We start from the raw sequence: 17,357 nt of genomic DNA, 5'->3' as shown, positions 1-17,357 counted from the left end.
TCAGGTGTGGGATTGCAGGTAGTTTTCAAGCCCGATCAACTTGATCAGACCCAACTGTTTCTCGAGCCAGTAGGTGTGATCTTCTTCGGTGTCATGCAATTGAACCCGTAGCATTTCGCGGCTGACATAGTCCTTGTGCTGCTCGCAGAGCTTGATGCCCTTGCACAGCGCAGCCCGCACCTTGTATTCCAGACGCAAGTCCGCTTCGAGCATCTCGGTCACCGTGGTGCCGACATCGAGATCGTCCGGACGCATGCGCGGTGTGCCTTCGAGCATGAGAATCCGGCGCATCAAGGCATCAGCGTGCCCTGCTTCCTCTTCCATCTCGTGGTTGATTCGTTCGTAGAGCTTGGTGAAACCCCAGTCCTCATACATCCGCGAGTGGACGAAATATTGATCACGCGCGGCCAGTTCGCCGGTCAGCAACGTGTTGAGGTAATCGATCACATCTGGGTGGCCTTGCATTGCCCTACATCTCCCTGCTTGAAAGTTGTAGTTTGAACCAACATGCCCATACCGTCACTCGCAAGACGCAATAAAAGCGAAGATATTCTGAGAAAATCGGCTGAAATAACGCAAAAACCGCCCAAACAAGGGCGGTTCTGCTTCTCATTTAGACTTCGTTAAGCTGTACGTTGAGCAGTTTTGCGATTGCTTCTCCATACGCCGGGTCAGCCTTGTAGAAATGTTGCAGCTGGCGATCAACCACATCACTCGACACACCCGAGATCGCACCGGCGATGTTGCTGATCAGCAGTGATTTCTGCTCTTCAGTCATCAAGCGGAACAATGCGCCGGCGTGACTGTAGTAATCCGTGTCCTCACGGTGATCGTAACGATCGGCGGCACCACTGAGGGCCAACGCGGGCTCAGCGTAACGAGGCGCCTGCTTCGGCGACTCAACGTAGCTGTTCGGCTCGTAGTTCGGCGCCGCTCCGCCATTGCTGCCAAAAGCCATCGAACCATCGCGCTGGTAAGTGTTGACCGGACTCCGTGGAGCGTTGACGGGCAACTGCTGGTGATTGGTGCCGACACGGTAGCGATGAGCGTCCGCGTAGGCGAAGACCCGCCCTTGCAGCATACGATCGGGCGACAGACCAACACCCGGGACCATGTTGCTGGGACCGAACGCCGCTTGCTCGACTTCCGCGAAGTAGTTCTGCGGATTTCGATTGAGCTCAAGTTCTCCGACCTCAATCAGTGGAAACTCTTTCTGCGACCAGGTTTTGGTGACATCAAACGGGTTCTCGTAGTGCGCCGCGGCCTGAGCCTCGCTCATGATCTGAATGCACACGCGCCATTTCGGGAAATCACCCTGCTCGATGGCATTGAACAGATCGCGCTGGGCGTAATCCGGATCAGTACCCGCCAGGCGCGCAGCCTCGGCAGGAGCAAGGTTCTTGATCCCCTGTTTGGTCTTGTAGTGCCACTTCACCCAATGACGCTCACCTTGAGCGTTGATGAGGCTGTAGGTGTGGCTGCCAAAGCCGTGCATGTGGCGGTATCCATCAGGGATACCCCGGTCGGAGAACAGGATGGTGACTTGGTGCAGCGCCTCGGGCGAATGCGACCAGAAGTCCCACATCGCCTGGGCACTCTTCAGGTTGCTTTGCGGCAAACGCTTCTGGGTGTGGATAAAGTCCGGAAACTTCAGTGGATCACGAATGAAGAACACGGGGGTGTTGTTGCCAACGATGTCCCAGTTGCCTTCCTCGGTGTAGAACTTCAAGGCGAACCCGCGCGGATCACGCTCGGTATCGGCCGAACCACGCTCACCACCCACGGTGGAAAACCGCAGGAAAGTCGGGGTTTGCTTACCGACTGCCTCAAACAGCTTCGCGCTGGTGTATTGAGTGATATCGCGCGTCACGGTGAACGTACCGTAGGCACCCGAGCCTTTGGCGTGCACACGGCGCTCAGGGATGTTTTCACGGTTGAAGTGGGCAAGCTTCTCGATCAAGTGAAAGTCGTCGAACAGCAGCGGGCCACGAGGGCCGGCGGAACGGGAATTCTGGTTATCGGCAACAGGAGCGCCACTGGCGGTGGTAAGCGTTTTGTTTTGGCTCATGCGATCTTCCTTCCTCTGTCGGTCTTGAACTGCCGGCTATCGGCTGAGAAGGAGTATTGATCATCAATATGACAGCTACAAATTCATTAACTTGCTGTCATCGATAGAGAAAGATAATGATCATCCCCAACACATAATGCCGGCGTGGACGAAGGAGACGCTTGTACAAACGACGCGTTTCTTACAGGCACAAAAAACCGGGCACTAGGCCCGGTTCTTTGTTTCAGACTGACGTCTTACTCGGCAGATACAGCTTCGCCAGCAGTAGCACGATCAACCAACTCGACGTACGCCATAGGCGCGTTGTCGCCAGCGCGGAAACCGCACTTGAGGATGCGCAGGTAGCCACCCTCACGGGTAGCGTAACGCTTGCCCAGGTCGTTGAAGAGCTTACCAACGATAGCTTTCGAACGAGTACGGTCGAAAGCCAGACGGCGGTTAGCAACGCTATCTATCTTGGCCAAAGTGATCAGCGGCTCGGCAACGCGGCGCAGTTCTTTAGCTTTTGGCAGAGTAGTTTTGATCAGCTCGTGCTCGAACAGCGACACCGCCATGTTTTGGAACATGGCCTTGCGGTGCGAGCTGGTGCGGCTCAGGTGACGACCACTTTTACGATGACGCATGGTTCATTCCTTACCAAACACTACGTTCGGTGATTACGACGATCAGGCAGTCGCCTTGTCGTCCTTCTTAAGACTTGCAGGCGGCCAGTTGTCGAGGCGCATGCCGAGGGACAGACCGCGGGAGGCCAGAACGTCCTTGATTTCAGTCAAGGATTTCTTGCCCAGGTTCGGAGTCTTCAACAGCTCTACTTCGGTACGCTGAATCAGGTCACCGATGTAGTAGATGTTTTCCGCCTTAAGGCAGTTAGCCGAACGTACAGTCAGTTCCAGATCGTCAACCGGGCGAAGCAGGATCGGATCGATCTCGTCTTCCTGCTCGACAACCACTGGCTCACTGTCACCCTTGAGGTCGACGAACGCAGCCAACTGCTGTTGCAGGATGGTTGCAGCGCGGCGAATTGCCTCTTCAGGATCCAGAGTACCGTTGGTTTCCAGATCAATAACCAGCTTGTCCAGGTTAGTACGCTGCTCGACACGGGCGTTTTCCACCACGTATGCGATACGGCGAACCGGGCTGAACGAAGAGTCAAGCTGCAAGCGACCGATGCTGCGGCTTTCGTCTTCATCGCTCTGACGCGAATCTGCCGGTTCATAACCACGACCACGAGCTACTACGAGCTTCATGTTCAGGGCGCCGTTAGACGCCAGGTTAGCGATTACGTGATCGGGATTAACGATCTCGACATCATGATCCAGCTGAATATCGGCAGCGGTAACCACCCCCGAACCCTTCTTCGACAAGGTCAGCGTAACTTCGTCACGACCGTGCAGCTTGATAGCCAGACCTTTAAGGTTCAACAGGATTTCAATTACGTCTTCCTGTACACCTTCGATGGCGCTGTACTCGTGGAGCACACCGTCAATCTCGGCCTCGACTACTGCACAGCCGGGCATTGAGGACAACAGGATGCGGCGCAGCGCGTTGCCCAGGGTATGGCCAAAGCCACGCTCGAGAGGCTCGAGAGTGATCTTGGCGCGGGTTGGACTGACAACCTGCACATCAATGTGGCGGGGTGTCAGGAACTCATTTACCGAAATCTGCATGGATGCACCTATTTTCTAGCCCTTACTTGGAGTAGAGCTCGACAATCAGGCTTTCGTTGATGTCGGCGGACAGATCACTGCGAGCTGGAACGTTCTTGAAAACGCCCGACTTCTTCTCAGTGTCTACTTCTACCCATTCTACGCGGCCACGTTGGGCACACAGATCGAGAGCTTGGACAATGCGAAGTTGATTTTTTGCTTTCTCGCGAACAGCGACCACGTCACCAGCACGAACCTGGTAGGACGGAACGTTAACGGTCTGACCGTTTACGCTGATCGACTTGTGCGATACCAGCTGACGGGATTCGGCACGAGTCGAACCAAAGCCCATACGGTATACAACGTTGTCCAGACGGCATTCGAGCAGTTGCAGCAGGTTTTCACCGGTTGCACCTTTCTTGCCAGCAGCTTCTTTGTAGTAGCCGCTGAATTGACGCTCGAGAACGCCGTAGATACGACGGACCTTCTGCTTTTCACGCAGTTGGGTGCCGTAATCGGACTGGCGACCGCGGCGTTGGCCGTGGATACCAGGTGCTGCTTCAATGTTGCACTTCGATTCGATCGCGCGCACGCCGCTCTTCAGGAAGAGATCGGTGCCTTCGCGACGAGCGAGTTTGCATTTTGGACCAATGTAACGAGCCATTCTTTACAATCTCCTGGATTACACGCGGCGCTTCTTCGGCGGACGGCACCCGTTGTGCGGGATTGGCGTCACGTCGGTGATGCTGGCGATCTTGTAGCCACAGCCGTTCAAAGCGCGGACTGCGGATTCACGACCTGGACCTGGACCTTTGACATTGACGTCGAGGTTTTTCAGGCCGTATTCCAGCGCAGCTTGACCAGCACGTTCAGCAGCTACTTGAGCAGCAAACGGGGTGGACTTGCGGGAACCGCGGAAACCCGAACCACCGGAGGTAGCCCAGGAAAGAGCGTTACCTTGACGGTCGGTGATGGTCACGATGGTGTTGTTAAAAGATGCATGGATGTGGGCGATGCCATCAACCACTGTCTTTTTAACTTTTTTACGAGGACGAGCAGCAGGTTTTGCCATGATTAATTTCCTGTCGATTCGCTGGGGCGATTACTTGCGGATCGGCTTACGCGGACCTTTACGGGTACGCGCGTTGGTCTTGGTACGCTGACCGCGCACTGGAAGACCGCGACGATGACGCAGACCGCGATAGCAACCGAGGTCCATCAAGCGCTTGATTTTCATGTTGATTTCGCGACGCAGGTCACCTTCAGTGGTGAACTTCGCCACTTCGCCACGCAGCTGTTCAATTTGCTCGTCGCTCAGATCTTTGATCTTTGCTGCTGGGTTTACCCCAGTCTCTGCACAAATTTTCTGTGCAGTAGTGCGACCAACACCATAGATGTAGGTCAGCGAGATAACAGTATGCTTGTTATCTGGAATGTTAACGCCTGCAATACGGGCCATTCAGTGGGACTCCAATTGACAGCTACCTACGCCCCGGAAGCCAAGAAATAGGGCGCGAGATAATATCGCTGTAATAACAAATAATCAACCCGGCAGCGCACTAGCTGCCGGGCTTGAAGCACAATCACACTCAGCCTTGGCGCTGTTTGTGACGCGGTTCCGCGCTGCAAATTACTCGAACAACACCTTCGCGGCGAATAATCTTGCAGTTACGGCACAGCTTTTTCACCGATGCACGAACTTTCATCACCAACTCCTCGAACCTTATGGGTCAGCGCAGCATGCCGCTGCCGTAACCCTTCAGGTTGGCTTTCTTCATCAGGGATTCGTACTGGTGCGAAACGAGGTGCGATTGTACTTGGGACATGAAGTCCATCACAACCACGACGACGATCAGCAACGAGGTCCCGCCAAGGTAGAACGGTACGTTGGCTGCAACCACCAGGAACTGGGGCAACAGGCAGACGGCCGTCATGTAAAGAGCACCGAACATGGTCAAGCGAGTCAGAACGCCATCAATGTAGCGCGCAGACTGCTCACCTGGACGGATGCCCGGAATAAAGGCACCGGACTTCTTCAGGTTTTCCGCTACGTCTTTCGGATTGAACATCAACGCCGTATAGAAGAAGCAGAAGAAAATAATCCCTGCACTAAACAGCAGAATATTCAACGGCTGACCAGGAGCGATCGACTGCGAGATGTCCTGCAACCAGCCCATACCTTCAGACTGACCGAACCAGGCACCCAACGAAGCCGGGAACAGCAAAATGCTGCTCGCGAAAATAGCCGGAATAACACCGGCCATGTTCACCTTCAGCGGCAAGTGGCTAGTCTGCGCAGCGAAGACCTTGCGGCCCTGCTGACGCTTGGCGTAGTGAACAGCAATACGACGCTGACCACGCTCAATGAACACCACGAAACCGATAATCGCTACTGCCAGCAAACCGATGGCAACCAGGGCGAAGATGTTGATATCACCCTGACGTGCAGACTCGAAAGACTGCCCGATCGCTCTCGGAAGACCGGCGACGATACCCGAAAAAATCAACATCGAGATACCGTTGCCAACACCACGCTCAGTAATCTGCTCACCCAGCCACATCATGAACATCGCACCAGCCACAAAAGTGGATACCGCGACGAAATGGAAGCCAAAGTCACCAGTGAACGCAACGCCCTGCCCCGCCAGACCAATGGACATGCCAATGGCCTGGACGAGAGCGAGGACGACAGTGCCGTAGCGGGTGTACTGGCTGATCTTGCGACGGCCAGCTTCACCTTCCTTCTTCAACTGCTCCAGCTGCGGGCTGACGGCTGTCATCAGTTGCATGATGATCGATGCCGAGATGTACGGCATGATCCCCAGTGCAAAGATGCTCATCCGCTCCAGCGCGCCGCCGGAAAACATGTTGAACAAGCTAAGAATGGTCCCCTCATTCTGTCGAAACAGGTCCGCGAGTCGGTCCGGGTTGATACCTGGAACCGGGATGTGTGCGCCTATTCGGTAGACGATAATCGCCAGGAACAGAAAACGCAGACGAGCCCAGAGTTCAGACATACCGCCTTTGCCGAGCGCAGAGAGAGCACCTTGCTTAGCCATTTATTCCTCGAACTTGCCGCCAGCTGCTTCGATAGCCGCACGCGCACCTTTGGTGGCGCCGATTCCCTTGCCGATAGTGACAGCGCGAGTCACTTCACCGGACAGCATGATTTTCACACGCTGTACGTTGACGTTGATCACGTTGGCATCTTTCAGGGACTGCACGGTGACGATGTCGCCTTCCACTTTAGCCAGCTCGGACAGACGCACTTCTGCGCGGTCCATGGCCTTCAGGGAAACGAAACCGAACTTCGGCAGGCGACGATGCAGCGGCTGTTGACCGCCTTCAAAGCCTGGAGCAATGGTGCCACCGGAGCGGGAGGACTGACCTTTGTGGCCACGGCCACCGGTCTTGCCCAAACCACTACCGATACCACGGCCCGGACGATGCTTTTCGCGACGGGAACCCGGCGCTGGACTCAGATCATTGAGTTTCATCGATTAACCCTCGACACGCAGCATGTAGTAAGCCTTGTTGATCATCCCGCGATTCTCGGGAGTATCAAGTACTTCTACAGTGTGACCGATGCGACGCAGACCCAGACCCTTAACGCACAATTTGTGGTTAGGGATGCGGCCGGTCATGCTTTTGATCAGCGTAACTTTTACGGTAGCCATGATCAGAAGATCTCCTTGACGCTTTTGCCACGCTTGGCGGCAATGGATTCAGGAGACTGCATAGCTTTCAAACCTTTAAAAGTGGCGTGAACCACGTTTACCGGGTTAGTCGAGCCGTAGCACTTGGCCAGAACGTTCTGAACACCAGCAACTTCGAGGACAGCACGCATAGCGCCGCCAGCGATGATACCGGTACCTTCAGAAGCAGGCTGCATGTACACCTTCGAAGCGCCGTGACCGGACTTCATTGCGTACTGCAGAGTGGTGCCGTTCAGATCAACTTGGATCATGTTGCGGCGAGCAGCTTCCATTGCCTTCTGGATCGCAGCAGGCACTTCACGCGACTTGCCACGGCCGAAGCCAACACGCCCTTTACCATCACCCACCACGGTCAACGCGGTGAAAGTGAAGATACGGCCGCCTTTAACGGTTTTGGCTACGCGGTTAACTTGAACCAGCTTCTCGATGTAGCCTTCGTCGCGCTTTTGGTCGTTATTTGACATAACTTAGAACTCCAGCCCAGCTTCACGAGCAGCATCAGCCAGCGCCTTGACGCGGCCGTGATACTTGAAGCCAGAGCGGTCGAAAGCCACCTGCGAGACGCCAGCGGCTTTAGCACGCGTAGCGACCAGCTGGCCAACCTTAGTGGCCGCGTCGATGTTGCCAGTGGCGCCATCACGCAGTTCTTTATCCAAAGTCGAGGCAGATGCCAGGACTTTGTTGCCGTCGGCCGAAATGACCTGGGCGTAGATGTGCTGCGACGAGCGGAACACGCAGAGACGCACGACTTCGAGTTCGTGCATTTTCAGGCGTGCTTTGCGAGCGCGACGCAGTCGAGTAACTTTTTTGTCGGTCATTTGCTATGCCCTACTTCTTCTTGGCTTCTTTACGACGGACGACTTCGTCCGCGTAGCGCACACCTTTGCCTTTGTACGGCTCTGGTGGACGGAAGTCGCGGATCTCGGCGGCCACTTGACCTACCAGCTGCTTATCGATGCCCTTGATCAGGATATCGGTCTGGCTAGGAGTCTCAGCGGTGATGCCTTCCGGCAGTTCATAATCCACTGGGTGCGAGAAGCCAAGAGCCAGGTTCAGCACTGTGCCTTTTGCTTGCGCTTTGTAACCAACACCGACCAGCTGGAGCTTGCGCTCGAAGCCTTGGCTTACGCCTTGGACCATGTTGTTTACCAACGCACGAGTGGTACCAGCCATTGCGCGAGTTTGTTGATCGCCATTGCGAGCAGCGAAACGCAGCTCACCAGCTTCTTCAACGATCTCAACGGACGAATGGATGTTCAGTTCGAGAGTGCCCTTGGCACCCTTCACCGAAAGCTGTTGGCCTGCGAATTTTACTTCGACACCGGCTGGCAGCTTAACGGGGTTCTTAGCGACGCGTGACATGCTTATCCCCCCTTAGAACACAGTGCAAAGAACTTCGCCGCCGACACCGGCAGCGCGCGCAGCACGATCCGTCATCACACCTTTGTTGGTGGAGACGATAGACACACCGAGACCGCCACGAACTTTTGGCAGATCATCGACGGACTTGTACTGACGCAGGCCTGGACGGCTAACGCGCTTCACTTCTTCGATGACCGGACGGCCTTCGAAGTACTTCAGCTCGATGGACAGCAGTGGTTTGATTTCGCTGCTGATCTGATAACCCGCAATGTAACCTTCGTCCTTCAGGACTTTGGCAACAGCTACCTTCAAAGTAGAAGATGGCATGCTTACGACGGACTTTTCAGCCATCTGGGCATTACGGATTCGAGTTAGCATGTCCGCTAACGGGTCCTGCATACTCATGGGCTAGACGCTCCTAATACAAAAAAATTAGCCTTGCGGCTACTACTTGTCGCCGAGCTCATCCATGCGGAAAAAGCACGGGCTCAGGCGAGCCGGGTATTCTAGACACACCCCACAAATGAATCAAGCCCCAAAAGGGGCTTGATTCAAGTTCAAGGTCACCGGTGGTCAGGATCTTGCGATCCGGACCACCGAGACTTTGACAGTGCTTACCAGCTGGCTTTAACCAGACCAGGTACGTCACCACGCATTGCAGCTTCACGCAGTTTGTTACGGCCGAGGCCGAACTTGCGGTAAACGCCGTGTGGACGACCGGTCAGGCGGCAGCGGTTACGCATGCGCGAAGCGCTTGCGTCACGTGGCTGCTTCTGCAGAGCTACTGTAGCTTCCCAACGTGCTTCTGGACTTGCGTTCAGATCAACGATGATAGCTTTCAGTGCTGCACGCTTCTTGGCGTACTTGGCAACCGTGAGCTGACGCTTCAGCTCGCGGTTTTTCATGCTCATCTTGGCCATTTTCCTACTCCAATCAGTTGCGGAACGGGAATTTGAAAGCACGCAGCAGCGCGCGACCTTCATCATCGTTCTTGGCAGTGGTGGTCAGGGTAATGTCCAGACCGCGGAGAGCATCGATCTTGTCGTAGTCGATTTCCGGGAAGATGATCTGCTCTTTAACGCCCATGCTGTAGTTACCACGACCATCGAAGGACTTGGCATTCAGGCCGCGGAAGTCGCGGACCCGAGGCAGGGAGATCGACAGCAGACGATCCAGGAATTCGTACATACGCTCACGGCGCAGGGTCACTTTGACGCCGATCGGCCAACCTTCACGGACTTTAAAGCCAGCGATGGATTTGCGAGCGTAGGTCACAACGACTTTCTGGCCGGTGATCTTTTCCAGGTCAGCAACAGCGTGCTCGATGACTTTTTTGTCACCGACCGCTTCGCCCAGACCCATGTTCAGGGTGATTTTGGTAACGCGTGGAACTTCCATCACGTTCGAAAGCTTAAGTTCTTCCTTAAGCTTCGGTGCGATTTCCTTCCAGTAAATCTCTTTTAGTCGTGCCATGGTCTCATCTACCTAGCAGTGTTCAAGCATCAACCGCTTTTTGGGTCGACTTGAAGACACGAATTTTCTTGCCGTCTTCTACTTTGAAACCAACGCGGTCAGCCTTGTTGGTTTCGCCGTTGAAAATGGCGACGTTAGAAGCATCCAGTGGAGCTTCTTTTTCGACGATACCGCCCTGCACGCCCGACATCGGGTTAGGCTTGGTATGACGCTTGACCAGGTTCAGACCACCAATAACCAAACGGTTGTTAGCGAGAACCTTAAGCACCTTACCGCGCTTACCTTTGTCTTTGCCGGCGATCACGATGATCTCGTCGTCACGACGAATCTTTTGCATGTCGGATCTCCTTACAGCACTTCTGGGGCGAGCGAGACGATCTTCATGAACTTCTCAGTACGAAGTTCACGGGTCACTGGCCCAAAGATACGGGTGCCGATCGGCTCTTGCTTGTTGTTCAGAAGAACAGCAGCGTTGCCATCAAAGCGGATAATGGAGCCATCAGCACGACGTACGCCGTGACGAGTGCGGACTACAACAGCAGTCATCACTTGGCCTTTTTTCACTTTACCGCGAGGAATTGCTTCCTTCACGGTAACTTTGATGATGTCACCGATACCAGCGTAACGACGATGGGAGCCACCCAGCACCTTGATGCACATAACACGGCGAGCGCCGCTGTTATCGGCCACATCGAGCATGGATTGAGTCTGAATCATATAATTTCTCCGACCCCTAGTCCTTAGACTTCCACAGCGCGTTCGAGAACATCAACCAATGCCCAAGACTTGGTCTTGGCCAGCGGACGAGTTTCACGAATAGTGACTTTGTCGCCGATGTGGCACTGATTGGTTTCGTCGTGTGCGTGCAGCTTAGTCGAACGCTTAACGTATTTACCGTAGATCGGGTGCTTAACGCGACGCTCGATCAGAACGGTGATGGTTTTGTCCATCTTGTCGCTGACAACACGGCCAGTCAGCGTACGGACAGTTTTTTCGGCTTCAGCCATGATTACTTACCTGCCTGCTGGTTAAGCACAGTCTTCACGCGAGCGATGTCACGTTTAACTTGCGAGAGCAGATGAGACTGCCCCAACTGGCCAGTTGCTTTCTGCATACGCAGATTGAACTGGTCGCGCAGCAGGCCGAGCAGTTGCTCGTTCAGCTGCTGTGCGGATTTTTCACGAAGTTCATTCGCTTTCATCACATCACCGTCCGTTTAACAAAGGCGGTGGCGAGCGGCAGCTTTGCAGCAGCCAGGGCAAAAGCCTCACGCGCCAGCTCTTCAGTAACACCCTCGATTTCATACAGGACTTTGCCTGGCTGAATCTGGGCAACCCAGTACTCCACACTACCCTTACCTTTACCCATCCGAACTTCGAGTGGTTTTTTGGAAATAGGCTTGTCCGGGAATACACGGATCCAGATCTTGCCGCCACGTTTAACGTGACGGGTCAGAGCACGACGCGCTGACTCGATCTGACGAGCGGTGAGACGACCACGAGCTACAGACTTCAGCGCGAACTCGCCGAAGCTGACTTTGCTACCGCGCTGTGCCAGACCACGGTTGTGGCCTGTCATCTGCTTGCGGAACTTCGTACGCTTTGGTTGCAACATTTGGCGTACCCCTTACTTAGCAGCTTTTTTACGAGGCGCTGGTGCTTGTGGTTTCAGTTCTTCTTGGCGACCACCAATTACTTCGCCTTTGAAGATCCAAACCTTTACACCGATCACACCGTAAGTGGTGTGAGCTTCGTAGTTGGCATAGTCGATGTCGGCACGCAGGGTGTGCAATGGCACACGACCTTCGCGATACCATTCAGTACGTGCGATTTCAGCACCGCCGAGACGACCGCTCACTTGGATTTTGATGCCTTTGGCACCAATGCGCATGGCGTTCTGTACGGCGCGCTTCATAGCGCGACGGAACATTACACGACGCTCCAGCTGCTGAGCTACGCTCTGCGCAACCAGCATACCGTCGAGCTCCGGCTTGCGGATCTCTTCGATATTGATGTGCACAGGCACACCCATTTGCTTGGTCAGGTCCTGACGCAGTTTCTCAACATCTTCACCTTTCTTCCCGATAACGATACCTGGACGAGCGGTGTGGATGGTGATACGTGCAGTTTGGGCCGGACGATGGATATCGATACGGCTTACGGACGCGCTTTTTAGTTTGTCTTGGAGATACTCACGCACCTTCAGATCTGCGAGCAAATAGTCCGCATAAGTCCGACCGTCTGCGTACCAGACGGAGGTGTGCTCCTTGACGATTCCCAGGCGAATGCCAATGGGATGTACTTTCTGACCCATCTCTTCGACTCCGTTACTTGTCAGCAACCTTGACAGTGATATGGCAAGACCGCTTGACGATGCGATCAGCACGGCCTTTGGCACGTGGCATGATGCGCTTCAGCGAACGCCCTTCGTTGACGAAAACGGTGCTGACCTTCAGGTCATCAACGTCCGCGCCTTCGTTATGCTCGGCGTTGGCTACGGCCGACTCCAGCACTTTCTTCATGATCTCGGCGGCTTTCTTACTGCTGAAAGCCAACAGGTTGAGCGCTTCGCCCACCTTCTTCCCGCGGATCTGGTCGGCGACCAAGCGGGCTTTCTGGGCGGAGATTCGAGCGCCCGACAACTTAGCGGCTACTTCCATTTCCTAACCCCTTAACGCTTGGCTTTCTTGTCTGCCACGTGCCCGCGATAAGTGCGGGTACCGGCGAACTCGCCCAGTTTGTGGCCGACCATGTCTTCGTTCACGAGAACTGGGACGTGCTGACGACCGTTGTGTACTGCGATGGTCAAACCGACCATTTGTGGCAGGATCATCGAACGACGCGACCAGGTTTTCACCGGTTTGCGATCGTTCTTTTCCGCCGCCACTTCGATCTTCTTCAGTAGGTGAAGATCGATAAAAGGACCTTTTTTCAGAGAACGTGGCACTGTCGTATCCCTCTATTTACTTGCGACGACGGACGATCATTTTGTCGGTACGCTTATTACCACGAGTCTTCGCGCCCTTAGTCGGGAAGCCCCATGGCGATACCGGATGACGACCACCAGAGGTACGACCTTCACCACCACCATGTGGGTGGTCAACCGGGTTCATGGCAACACCACGAACGGTTGGGCGAACGCCACGCCAGCGTTTGGCACCAGCTTTACCCAGCGAACGCAGGCTGTGCTCGGAGTTCGAGACTTCGCCCAGGGTCGCACGGCATTCAGCCAGGACTTTACGCATTTCACCGGAACGCAGACGCAGGGTAACGTACACGCCTTCACGAGCGATCAGCTGAGCCGAAGCACCAGCGGAACGAGCGATCTGAGCGCCTTTACCTGGCTTCAATTCGATGCCGTGTACGGTGCTACCAACTGGAATGTTGCGCAGTTGCAGAGCGTTGCCCGGCTTGATCGGTGCCAGGGCACCTGCGATCAGCTGGTCGCCAGCGCTCACGCCTTTAGGGGCGATGATGTAGCGACGCTCGCCATCTGCGTACAGCAGCAAAGCGATGTGAGCAGTACGGTTTGGATCGTATTCGATACGCTCGACAGTGGCAGAGATGCCATCTTTGTCGTTGCGACGGAAGTCGACCAGACGATAATGCTGCTTATGACCACCACCGATGTGACGAGTGGTAATACGGCCATTGTTGTTACGACCACCAGTCTTCGATTTCTTCTCGAGCAGCGGTGCGTGAGGAGCGCCTTTATGCAGCTCCTGGTTGACCACCTTGACCACAAAACGGCGGCCAGGGGAAGTCGGTTTGCATTTAACGATTGCCATGATGCACCCCTTCCTTACTCAGCACTGCTGCTGAAATCGAGATCTTGGCCTGGCTGAAGGGAGATAACTGCCTTCTTCCAGTCATTACGCTTGCCCAGACCGCGAGCAGTGCGCTTGCTCTTACCCAGAACATTCAGGGTAGTAACACGCTCTACTTTCACGCTGAACAGGCTTTCGACGGCCTTCTTGATTTCCAGCTTGGTTGCGTCGGTAGCAACCTTGAAAACGAACTGGCCTTTCTTGTCTGCCAGAACCGTAGCCTTCTCGGAAACGTGCGGGCCAAGCAGAACTTTAAATACGCGTTCCTGGTTCATCCCAGCAGCTCCTCGAATTTCTTCACGGCCGACACGGTGATCAACACCTTGTCGTATGCGATCAGACTAACTGGATCGGAACCTTGCACGTCACGTACATCTACGTGTGGCAGGTTACGAGCAGCCAGGTACAGGTTCTGATCAACAGCGTCGGACACGATCAGAACGTCGGTCAGGCTCATGTTGTTCAGTTTGCCCAGCAGGTCTTTGGTTTTCGGCGTTTCAACGGCGAAATCCTGAACCACGACCAGACGATCAGTACGCACCAGCTCAGCAAGGATGGAACGCATTGCTGCGCGATACATCTTCTTGTTCAGCTTCTGGGAGTGATCCTGAGGACGAGCTGCGAAAGTGGTACCGCCGCCTCGCCAGATTGGGCTACGGATAGTACCGGCACGAGCACGGCCAGTACCTTTCTGACGCCATGGGCGCTTGCCGCCACCACGAACGTCGGAACGGGTCTTTTGCTGCTTGGAACCCTGACGGCCGCCGGCCATGTAGGCCACGACTGCTTGGTGAACCAGCGTCTCGTTGAATTCGCCGCCAAATGTCAGTTCGGAAACTTCGATCGCTTGAGCGTCATTTACATTTAATTGCATGTCAGCTTCCCCTTAACCGCGAGCCTTGGCTGCTGGACGTACAACCAAGTTGCCGCCAGTAGCGCCAGGAACAGCGCCCTTGACCAACAACAGATTGCGTTCAGCGTCCACGCGCACTACTTCGAGGGACTGCACGGTCACGCGCTCAGCGCCCATATGACCGGACATTTTTTTGCCCTTGAATACACGACCAGGAGTCTGGCACTGGCCGATAGAGCCTGGAACGCGGTGGGATACGGAGTTACCGTGGGTGTTATCTTGCCCGCGGAAATTCCAACGCTTGATCGTACCCTGGAAGCCTTTACCCTTGGACTGACCGGTTACATCAACCAGTTGACCAGCGGCGAAGATTTCAGCGTTGATCAGATCGCCGGCCTGGTACTCGCCTTCTTCAAGGCGGAATTCCATTACGGTACGACCAGCGGCAACGTTCGCTTTAGCGAAGTGGCCAGCCTGAGCTGCTGTTACACGCGAAGCACGACGCTCGCCGACAGTGACTTGCACTGCACGATAGCCATCGGTCTCTTCAGTTTTGAACTGGGTGACGCGATTCGGTTCGATCTCAATGACCGTGACCGGAATGGAGACACCTTCTTCGGTGAAAATACGGGTCATACCGCATTTACGACCGACTACACCAATAGTCATGTTGTAAACCTCATGAGTGTACGGGGCTTTCACCCGCTATGGCCGCCCATTTCAGAGCGTTACACGACTAAGACCGAGTCTTAGCCGAGGCTGATCTGCACTTCCACACCGGCCGCAAGATCAAGCTTCATAAGAGCATCAACGGTTTTATCCGTTGGCTGGACGATGTCCAGAACGCGCTTATGAGTACGGATCTCGTACTGGTCACGCGCGTCTTTGTTGACGTGCGGGGAGACCAGAACGGTGAACCGCTCTTTACGGGTAGGCAGTGGAATTGGACCACGCACTTGAGCACCAGTACGTTTCGCGGTTTCCACGATTTCCTGGGTTGATTGGTCGATCAGGCGATGGTCGAAAGCCTTCAACCTGATACGGATTTGCTGATTTTGCATTGGATTTCAGACTCCGGCTGCTATTCCCACCGGGCGCAATACGCCCGTTAAAAGGAGGCGCAATTCTATAGACGCCCCAGATGGGTGTCAACCCAATAAAAAAGCCCCCGCTGAGCGGGGGCCTTTCAAAGCATCGAAGCTATCTCAAAAGAGATGCTTACTCGATGATTTTGGCTACGACGCCAGCGCCGACGGTACGACCGCCTTCACGGATAGCGAAACGCAGGCCGTCTTCCATTGCGATGGTCTTGATCAGGGTAACTTCCATTTGGATGTTATCACCTGGCATTACCATTTCAACGCCTTCTGGCAGCTGGCAGTTACCAGTCACGTCAGTAGTACGGAAGTAGAACTGTGGACGGTAGCCTTTGAAGAACGGAGTGTGACGACCGCCTTCTTCCTTGCTCAGAACGTAAACTTCTGCGGTGAACTTGGTGTGCGGCTTAACCGAACCTGGCTTAACCAGAACCTGGCCACGCTCAACGTCGTCACGCTTGGTACCACGCAGCAGAACGCCGCAGTTCTCGCCAGCACGACCTTCGTCGAGCAGCTTGCGGAACATTTCAACACCGGTGCAGGTGGTGGTGGTGGTGTCACGCAGACCAACGATTTCCAGTGCATCTTGAACGCGAACGATACCGCGCTCGATACGACCGGTCACAACAGTACCACGACCCGAGATCGAGAATACGTCTTCGATTGGCATCAGGAATGGCTTGTCGATAGCGCGCTCTGGTTCTGGGATGTAGCTGTCCAGAGTTTCAACCAGTTTACGAACGGCAGTGGTGCCCATTTCGTTGTCGTCTTTGCCTTCCAGCGCCATACGAGCCGAACCGATGATGATTGGAGTGTCATCGCCCGGGAAGTCGTAGGTGGACAGCAGGTCGCGAACTTCCATCTCGACCAGTTCCAGCAGCTCAGCGTCGTCTACCAGGTCAGCCTTGTTCAGGAAAACCACGATGTACGGAACGCCTACCTGACGGGACAGCAGGATGTGCTCACGGGTTTGTGGCATCGGACCATCAGCGGCCGAGCAAACCAGGATCGCGCCGTCCATCTGGGCAGCACCAGTGATCATGTTCTTCACATAGTCAGCGTGACCTGGGCAGTCAACGTGAGCGTAGTGACGGATCTTCGAGTTGTACTCGACGTGCGCGGTGTTGATGGTGATACCACGAGCTTTTTCTTCTGGAGCGCTGTCGATTTTATCGAAATCAACGATTGCGGAACCGAAAACTTCGGAGCAAACGCGAGTCAGAGCTGCGGTCAGAGTGGTTTTACCGTGGTCAACGTGACCGATAGTGCCAACGTTGACGTGCGGTAGGGAACGATCAAATTTTTCTTTAGCCACG

General features: G+C 54.7%; 31 protein-coding genes. All 31 read right to left on the bottom strand.

Annotation, left to right across the window (positions count from 1 at the left end):
• A complete protein-coding gene (gene bfr / locus KGA96_RS10390) occupies nucleotides 1-465 on the bottom strand; it encodes a bacterioferritin (RefSeq protein WP_008053867.1) in 465 nt (154 codons plus the stop codon).
• Nucleotides 466-613: 148 nt separating this feature from the next.
• On the bottom strand, nucleotides 614-2,068 hold the full coding sequence (locus KGA96_RS10385; protein ID WP_223512698.1) for a catalase: 1,455 nt from the start codon (nucleotides 2,066-2,068) through the stop codon (nucleotides 614-616).
• 236 nt (nucleotides 2,069-2,304) lie between these two features.
• Nucleotides 2,305-2,691 (bottom strand): 50S ribosomal protein L17, encoded by a 387-nt coding sequence (gene rplQ / locus KGA96_RS10380; RefSeq protein WP_046041617.1) that lies wholly within the window; start codon nucleotides 2,689-2,691, stop codon nucleotides 2,305-2,307.
• 42 nt (nucleotides 2,692-2,733) lie between these two features.
• Nucleotides 2,734-3,735, bottom strand: coding sequence for a DNA-directed RNA polymerase subunit alpha (locus KGA96_RS10375; protein WP_007970428.1), 1,002 nt, complete (start codon nucleotides 3,733-3,735; stop codon nucleotides 2,734-2,736).
• A gap of 22 nt (nucleotides 3,736-3,757) precedes the next feature.
• A complete protein-coding gene (gene rpsD, locus KGA96_RS10370; protein ID WP_003176404.1) occupies nucleotides 3,758-4,378 on the bottom strand; it encodes a 30S ribosomal protein S4 in 621 nt (206 codons plus the stop codon).
• 18 nt (nucleotides 4,379-4,396) lie between these two features.
• Complete coding sequence (rpsK, locus tag KGA96_RS10365; protein WP_002555466.1) at nucleotides 4,397-4,786, bottom strand: 30S ribosomal protein S11; 390 nt, start codon at nucleotides 4,784-4,786, stop codon at nucleotides 4,397-4,399.
• Between the two features lie 30 nt (nucleotides 4,787-4,816).
• Entirely contained in the window at nucleotides 4,817-5,173 is a 357-nt protein-coding gene (rpsM, locus tag KGA96_RS10360; protein ID WP_009045849.1) for a 30S ribosomal protein S13, read from the bottom strand.
• 130 nt (nucleotides 5,174-5,303) lie between these two features.
• Entirely contained in the window at nucleotides 5,304-5,420 is a 117-nt protein-coding gene (gene rpmJ / locus KGA96_RS10355; RefSeq protein ID WP_002555468.1) for a 50S ribosomal protein L36, read from the bottom strand.
• Nucleotides 5,421-5,444: 24 nt separating this feature from the next.
• Nucleotides 5,445-6,773 carry a preprotein translocase subunit SecY gene (gene secY / locus KGA96_RS10350; RefSeq protein ID WP_003228718.1) on the bottom strand — a complete coding sequence of 443 codons (1,329 nt, stop codon included), beginning with the start codon at nucleotides 6,771-6,773 and terminating at the stop codon, nucleotides 5,445-5,447.
• On the bottom strand, nucleotides 6,774-7,211 hold the full coding sequence (rplO, locus tag KGA96_RS10345) for a 50S ribosomal protein L15 (protein WP_007896782.1): 438 nt from the start codon (nucleotides 7,209-7,211) through the stop codon (nucleotides 6,774-6,776). It lies immediately after the preceding gene.
• Nucleotides 7,212-7,214: 3 nt separating this feature from the next.
• Nucleotides 7,215-7,391, bottom strand: coding sequence for a 50S ribosomal protein L30 (gene rpmD / locus KGA96_RS10340; protein ID WP_003186033.1), 177 nt, complete (start codon nucleotides 7,389-7,391; stop codon nucleotides 7,215-7,217).
• Nucleotides 7,392-7,393: 2 nt separating this feature from the next.
• Entirely contained in the window at nucleotides 7,394-7,894 is a 501-nt protein-coding gene (gene rpsE, locus KGA96_RS10335; protein WP_007943782.1) for a 30S ribosomal protein S5, read from the bottom strand.
• 3 nt (nucleotides 7,895-7,897) lie between these two features.
• Nucleotides 7,898-8,248, bottom strand: coding sequence for a 50S ribosomal protein L18 (rplR, locus tag KGA96_RS10330; protein ID WP_003186037.1), 351 nt, complete (start codon nucleotides 8,246-8,248; stop codon nucleotides 7,898-7,900).
• A 10-nt stretch (nucleotides 8,249-8,258) separates the two neighbouring features.
• Nucleotides 8,259-8,792: a 50S ribosomal protein L6 gene (rplF, locus tag KGA96_RS10325; RefSeq protein ID WP_003176412.1), complete on the bottom strand. Its 534-nt coding sequence runs from the start codon at nucleotides 8,790-8,792 to the stop codon at nucleotides 8,259-8,261.
• 12 nt (nucleotides 8,793-8,804) lie between these two features.
• Nucleotides 8,805-9,197, bottom strand: a complete 393-nt coding sequence (gene rpsH / locus KGA96_RS10320; protein ID WP_003186040.1) for a 30S ribosomal protein S8 — start codon at nucleotides 9,195-9,197, stop codon at nucleotides 8,805-8,807.
• Between the two features lie 209 nt (nucleotides 9,198-9,406).
• Nucleotides 9,407-9,712, bottom strand: a complete 306-nt coding sequence (gene rpsN, locus KGA96_RS10315; RefSeq protein ID WP_003176414.1) for a 30S ribosomal protein S14 — start codon at nucleotides 9,710-9,712, stop codon at nucleotides 9,407-9,409.
• Between the two features lie 13 nt (nucleotides 9,713-9,725).
• The gene (gene rplE, locus KGA96_RS10310; protein ID WP_003176415.1) at nucleotides 9,726-10,265 is read right to left on the bottom strand and encodes a 50S ribosomal protein L5; all 540 of its coding nucleotides are present in this window, start codon (nucleotides 10,263-10,265) and stop codon (nucleotides 9,726-9,728) included.
• Between the two features lie 22 nt (nucleotides 10,266-10,287).
• On the bottom strand, nucleotides 10,288-10,602 hold the full coding sequence (gene rplX, locus KGA96_RS10305) for a 50S ribosomal protein L24 (RefSeq protein WP_003176416.1): 315 nt from the start codon (nucleotides 10,600-10,602) through the stop codon (nucleotides 10,288-10,290).
• Nucleotides 10,603-10,613: 11 nt separating this feature from the next.
• Entirely contained in the window at nucleotides 10,614-10,982 is a 369-nt protein-coding gene (rplN, locus tag KGA96_RS10300; protein ID WP_002555479.1) for a 50S ribosomal protein L14, read from the bottom strand.
• 23 nt (nucleotides 10,983-11,005) lie between these two features.
• The gene (gene rpsQ / locus KGA96_RS10295; RefSeq protein WP_003176419.1) at nucleotides 11,006-11,272 is read right to left on the bottom strand and encodes a 30S ribosomal protein S17; all 267 of its coding nucleotides are present in this window, start codon (nucleotides 11,270-11,272) and stop codon (nucleotides 11,006-11,008) included.
• 2 nt (nucleotides 11,273-11,274) lie between these two features.
• On the bottom strand, nucleotides 11,275-11,466 hold the full coding sequence (gene rpmC / locus KGA96_RS10290; protein WP_002555481.1) for a 50S ribosomal protein L29: 192 nt from the start codon (nucleotides 11,464-11,466) through the stop codon (nucleotides 11,275-11,277).
• Nucleotides 11,466-11,879 carry a 50S ribosomal protein L16 gene (gene rplP, locus KGA96_RS10285; RefSeq protein ID WP_008145497.1) on the bottom strand — a complete coding sequence of 138 codons (414 nt, stop codon included), beginning with the start codon at nucleotides 11,877-11,879 and terminating at the stop codon, nucleotides 11,466-11,468. Before rplP ends, rpmC begins: the two co-directional genes overlap by 1 nt.
• Nucleotides 11,880-11,891: 12 nt before the next feature.
• Nucleotides 11,892-12,578, bottom strand: coding sequence for a 30S ribosomal protein S3 (rpsC, locus tag KGA96_RS10280; protein WP_008065719.1), 687 nt, complete (start codon nucleotides 12,576-12,578; stop codon nucleotides 11,892-11,894).
• A 13-nt stretch (nucleotides 12,579-12,591) separates the two neighbouring features.
• On the bottom strand, nucleotides 12,592-12,924 hold the full coding sequence (gene rplV, locus KGA96_RS10275; RefSeq protein WP_003103908.1) for a 50S ribosomal protein L22: 333 nt from the start codon (nucleotides 12,922-12,924) through the stop codon (nucleotides 12,592-12,594).
• Nucleotides 12,925-12,935: 11 nt separating this feature from the next.
• Nucleotides 12,936-13,211 (bottom strand): 30S ribosomal protein S19, encoded by a 276-nt coding sequence (gene rpsS / locus KGA96_RS10270; protein ID WP_002555486.1) that lies wholly within the window; start codon nucleotides 13,209-13,211, stop codon nucleotides 12,936-12,938.
• A gap of 16 nt (nucleotides 13,212-13,227) precedes the next feature.
• Nucleotides 13,228-14,052 (bottom strand): 50S ribosomal protein L2, encoded by an 825-nt coding sequence (rplB, locus tag KGA96_RS10265; RefSeq protein WP_003176423.1) that lies wholly within the window; start codon nucleotides 14,050-14,052, stop codon nucleotides 13,228-13,230.
• Nucleotides 14,053-14,066: 14 nt separating this feature from the next.
• Nucleotides 14,067-14,366, bottom strand: a complete 300-nt coding sequence (gene rplW, locus KGA96_RS10260) for a 50S ribosomal protein L23 (protein ID WP_002555488.1) — start codon at nucleotides 14,364-14,366, stop codon at nucleotides 14,067-14,069.
• Entirely contained in the window at nucleotides 14,363-14,965 is a 603-nt protein-coding gene (rplD, locus tag KGA96_RS10255; RefSeq protein WP_003228735.1) for a 50S ribosomal protein L4, read from the bottom strand. The genes rplW and rplD overlap by 4 nt, the downstream gene beginning before the upstream one ends.
• A gap of 12 nt (nucleotides 14,966-14,977) precedes the next feature.
• Nucleotides 14,978-15,613 (bottom strand): 50S ribosomal protein L3, encoded by a 636-nt coding sequence (gene rplC, locus KGA96_RS10250; RefSeq protein ID WP_003186059.1) that lies wholly within the window; start codon nucleotides 15,611-15,613, stop codon nucleotides 14,978-14,980.
• A gap of 80 nt (nucleotides 15,614-15,693) precedes the next feature.
• Nucleotides 15,694-16,005, bottom strand: coding sequence for a 30S ribosomal protein S10 (gene rpsJ / locus KGA96_RS10245; protein ID WP_003186070.1), 312 nt, complete (start codon nucleotides 16,003-16,005; stop codon nucleotides 15,694-15,696).
• A gap of 157 nt (nucleotides 16,006-16,162) precedes the next feature.
• Nucleotides 16,163-17,356 (bottom strand): elongation factor Tu, encoded by a 1,194-nt coding sequence (tuf, locus tag KGA96_RS10240; RefSeq protein WP_008053875.1) that lies wholly within the window; start codon nucleotides 17,354-17,356, stop codon nucleotides 16,163-16,165.
• Nucleotide 17,357 lies beyond the last annotated feature (1 nt).

The sequence above is a fragment of the Pseudomonas sp. GL-R-26 genome (assembly GCF_019947365.1).
In the GTDB taxonomy this organism is placed as follows: Bacteria; Pseudomonadota; Gammaproteobacteria; order Pseudomonadales; family Pseudomonadaceae; genus Aquipseudomonas.
This window is presented reverse-complemented; position numbering and strand designations above follow the sequence as displayed.

Excerpts from the sequence above, each read along its gene's own strand:
- rpmD (WP_003186033.1), bottom strand. The coding sequence starts at position 7,391 with ATGGCTACCGTAAAAGTTACGCTGATCAAAAGCATGACCGGCCGCATC.
- rplO (WP_007896782.1), bottom strand. The coding sequence starts at position 7,211 with ATGAAACTCAATGATCTGAGTCCAGCGCCGGGTTCCCGTCGCGAAAAG.
- rplB (WP_003176423.1), bottom strand. The coding sequence starts at position 14,052 with ATGGCAATCGTTAAATGCAAACCGACTTCCCCTGGCCGCCGTTTTGTG.
- rpmJ (WP_002555468.1), bottom strand. The coding sequence starts at position 5,420 with ATGAAAGTTCGTGCATCGGTGAAAAAGCTGTGCCGTAACTGCAAGATT.
- rpsQ (WP_003176419.1), bottom strand. The coding sequence starts at position 11,272 with ATGGCTGAAGCCGAAAAAACTGTCCGTACGCTGACTGGCCGTGTTGTC.
- rplD (WP_003228735.1), bottom strand. The coding sequence starts at position 14,965 with ATGCAATTAAATGTAAATGACGCTCAAGCGATCGAAGTTTCCGAACTG.
- secY (WP_003228718.1), bottom strand. The coding sequence starts at position 6,773 with ATGGCTAAGCAAGGTGCTCTCTCTGCGCTCGGCAAAGGCGGTATGTCT.
- rplR (WP_003186037.1), bottom strand. The coding sequence starts at position 8,248 with ATGACCGACAAAAAAGTTACTCGACTGCGTCGCGCTCGCAAAGCACGC.
- rpsK (WP_002555466.1), bottom strand. The coding sequence starts at position 4,786 with ATGGCAAAACCTGCTGCTCGTCCTCGTAAAAAAGTTAAAAAGACAGTG.
- rplV (WP_003103908.1), bottom strand. The coding sequence starts at position 12,924 with ATGGAAGTAGCCGCTAAGTTGTCGGGCGCTCGAATCTCCGCCCAGAAA.
- rpsD (WP_003176404.1), bottom strand. The coding sequence starts at position 4,378 with ATGGCTCGTTACATTGGTCCAAAATGCAAACTCGCTCGTCGCGAAGGC.
- rplX (WP_003176416.1), bottom strand. The coding sequence starts at position 10,602 with ATGCAAAAGATTCGTCGTGACGACGAGATCATCGTGATCGCCGGCAAA.
- rpsM (WP_009045849.1), bottom strand. The coding sequence starts at position 5,173 with ATGGCCCGTATTGCAGGCGTTAACATTCCAGATAACAAGCATACTGTT.
- rplC (WP_003186059.1), bottom strand. The coding sequence starts at position 15,613 with ATGACTATTGGTGTAGTCGGTCGTAAATGCGGTATGACCCGTATTTTC.
- rpsE (WP_007943782.1), bottom strand. The coding sequence starts at position 7,894 with ATGTCAAATAACGACCAAAAGCGCGACGAAGGCTACATCGAGAAGCTG.
- rplN (WP_002555479.1), bottom strand. The coding sequence starts at position 10,982 with ATGATTCAGACTCAATCCATGCTCGATGTGGCCGATAACAGCGGCGCT.
- rpmC (WP_002555481.1), bottom strand. The coding sequence starts at position 11,466 with ATGAAAGCGAATGAACTTCGTGAAAAATCCGCACAGCAGCTGAACGAG.
- rpsH (WP_003186040.1), bottom strand. The coding sequence starts at position 9,197 with ATGAGTATGCAGGACCCGTTAGCGGACATGCTAACTCGAATCCGTAAT.
- rpsN (WP_003176414.1), bottom strand. The coding sequence starts at position 9,712 with ATGGCCAAGATGAGCATGAAAAACCGCGAGCTGAAGCGTCAGCTCACG.
- rplF (WP_003176412.1), bottom strand. The coding sequence starts at position 8,792 with ATGTCACGCGTCGCTAAGAACCCCGTTAAGCTGCCAGCCGGTGTCGAA.
- bfr (WP_008053867.1), bottom strand. The coding sequence starts at position 465 with ATGCAAGGCCACCCAGATGTGATCGATTACCTCAACACGTTGCTGACC.
- rplE (WP_003176415.1), bottom strand. The coding sequence starts at position 10,265 with ATGGCACGACTAAAAGAGATTTACTGGAAGGAAATCGCACCGAAGCTT.
- rpsC (WP_008065719.1), bottom strand. The coding sequence starts at position 12,578 with ATGGGTCAGAAAGTACATCCCATTGGCATTCGCCTGGGAATCGTCAAG.
- KGA96_RS10375 (WP_007970428.1), bottom strand. The coding sequence starts at position 3,735 with ATGCAGATTTCGGTAAATGAGTTCCTGACACCCCGCCACATTGATGTG.
- rplP (WP_008145497.1), bottom strand. The coding sequence starts at position 11,879 with ATGTTGCAACCAAAGCGTACGAAGTTCCGCAAGCAGATGACAGGCCAC.
- rplW (WP_002555488.1), bottom strand. The coding sequence starts at position 14,366 with ATGAACCAGGAACGCGTATTTAAAGTTCTGCTTGGCCCGCACGTTTCC.
- rpsJ (WP_003186070.1), bottom strand. The coding sequence starts at position 16,005 with ATGCAAAATCAGCAAATCCGTATCAGGTTGAAGGCTTTCGACCATCGC.
- rplQ (WP_046041617.1), bottom strand. The coding sequence starts at position 2,691 with ATGCGTCATCGTAAAAGTGGTCGTCACCTGAGCCGCACCAGCTCGCAC.
- KGA96_RS10385 (WP_223512698.1), bottom strand. The coding sequence starts at position 2,068 with ATGAGCCAAAACAAAACGCTTACCACCGCCAGTGGCGCTCCTGTTGCC.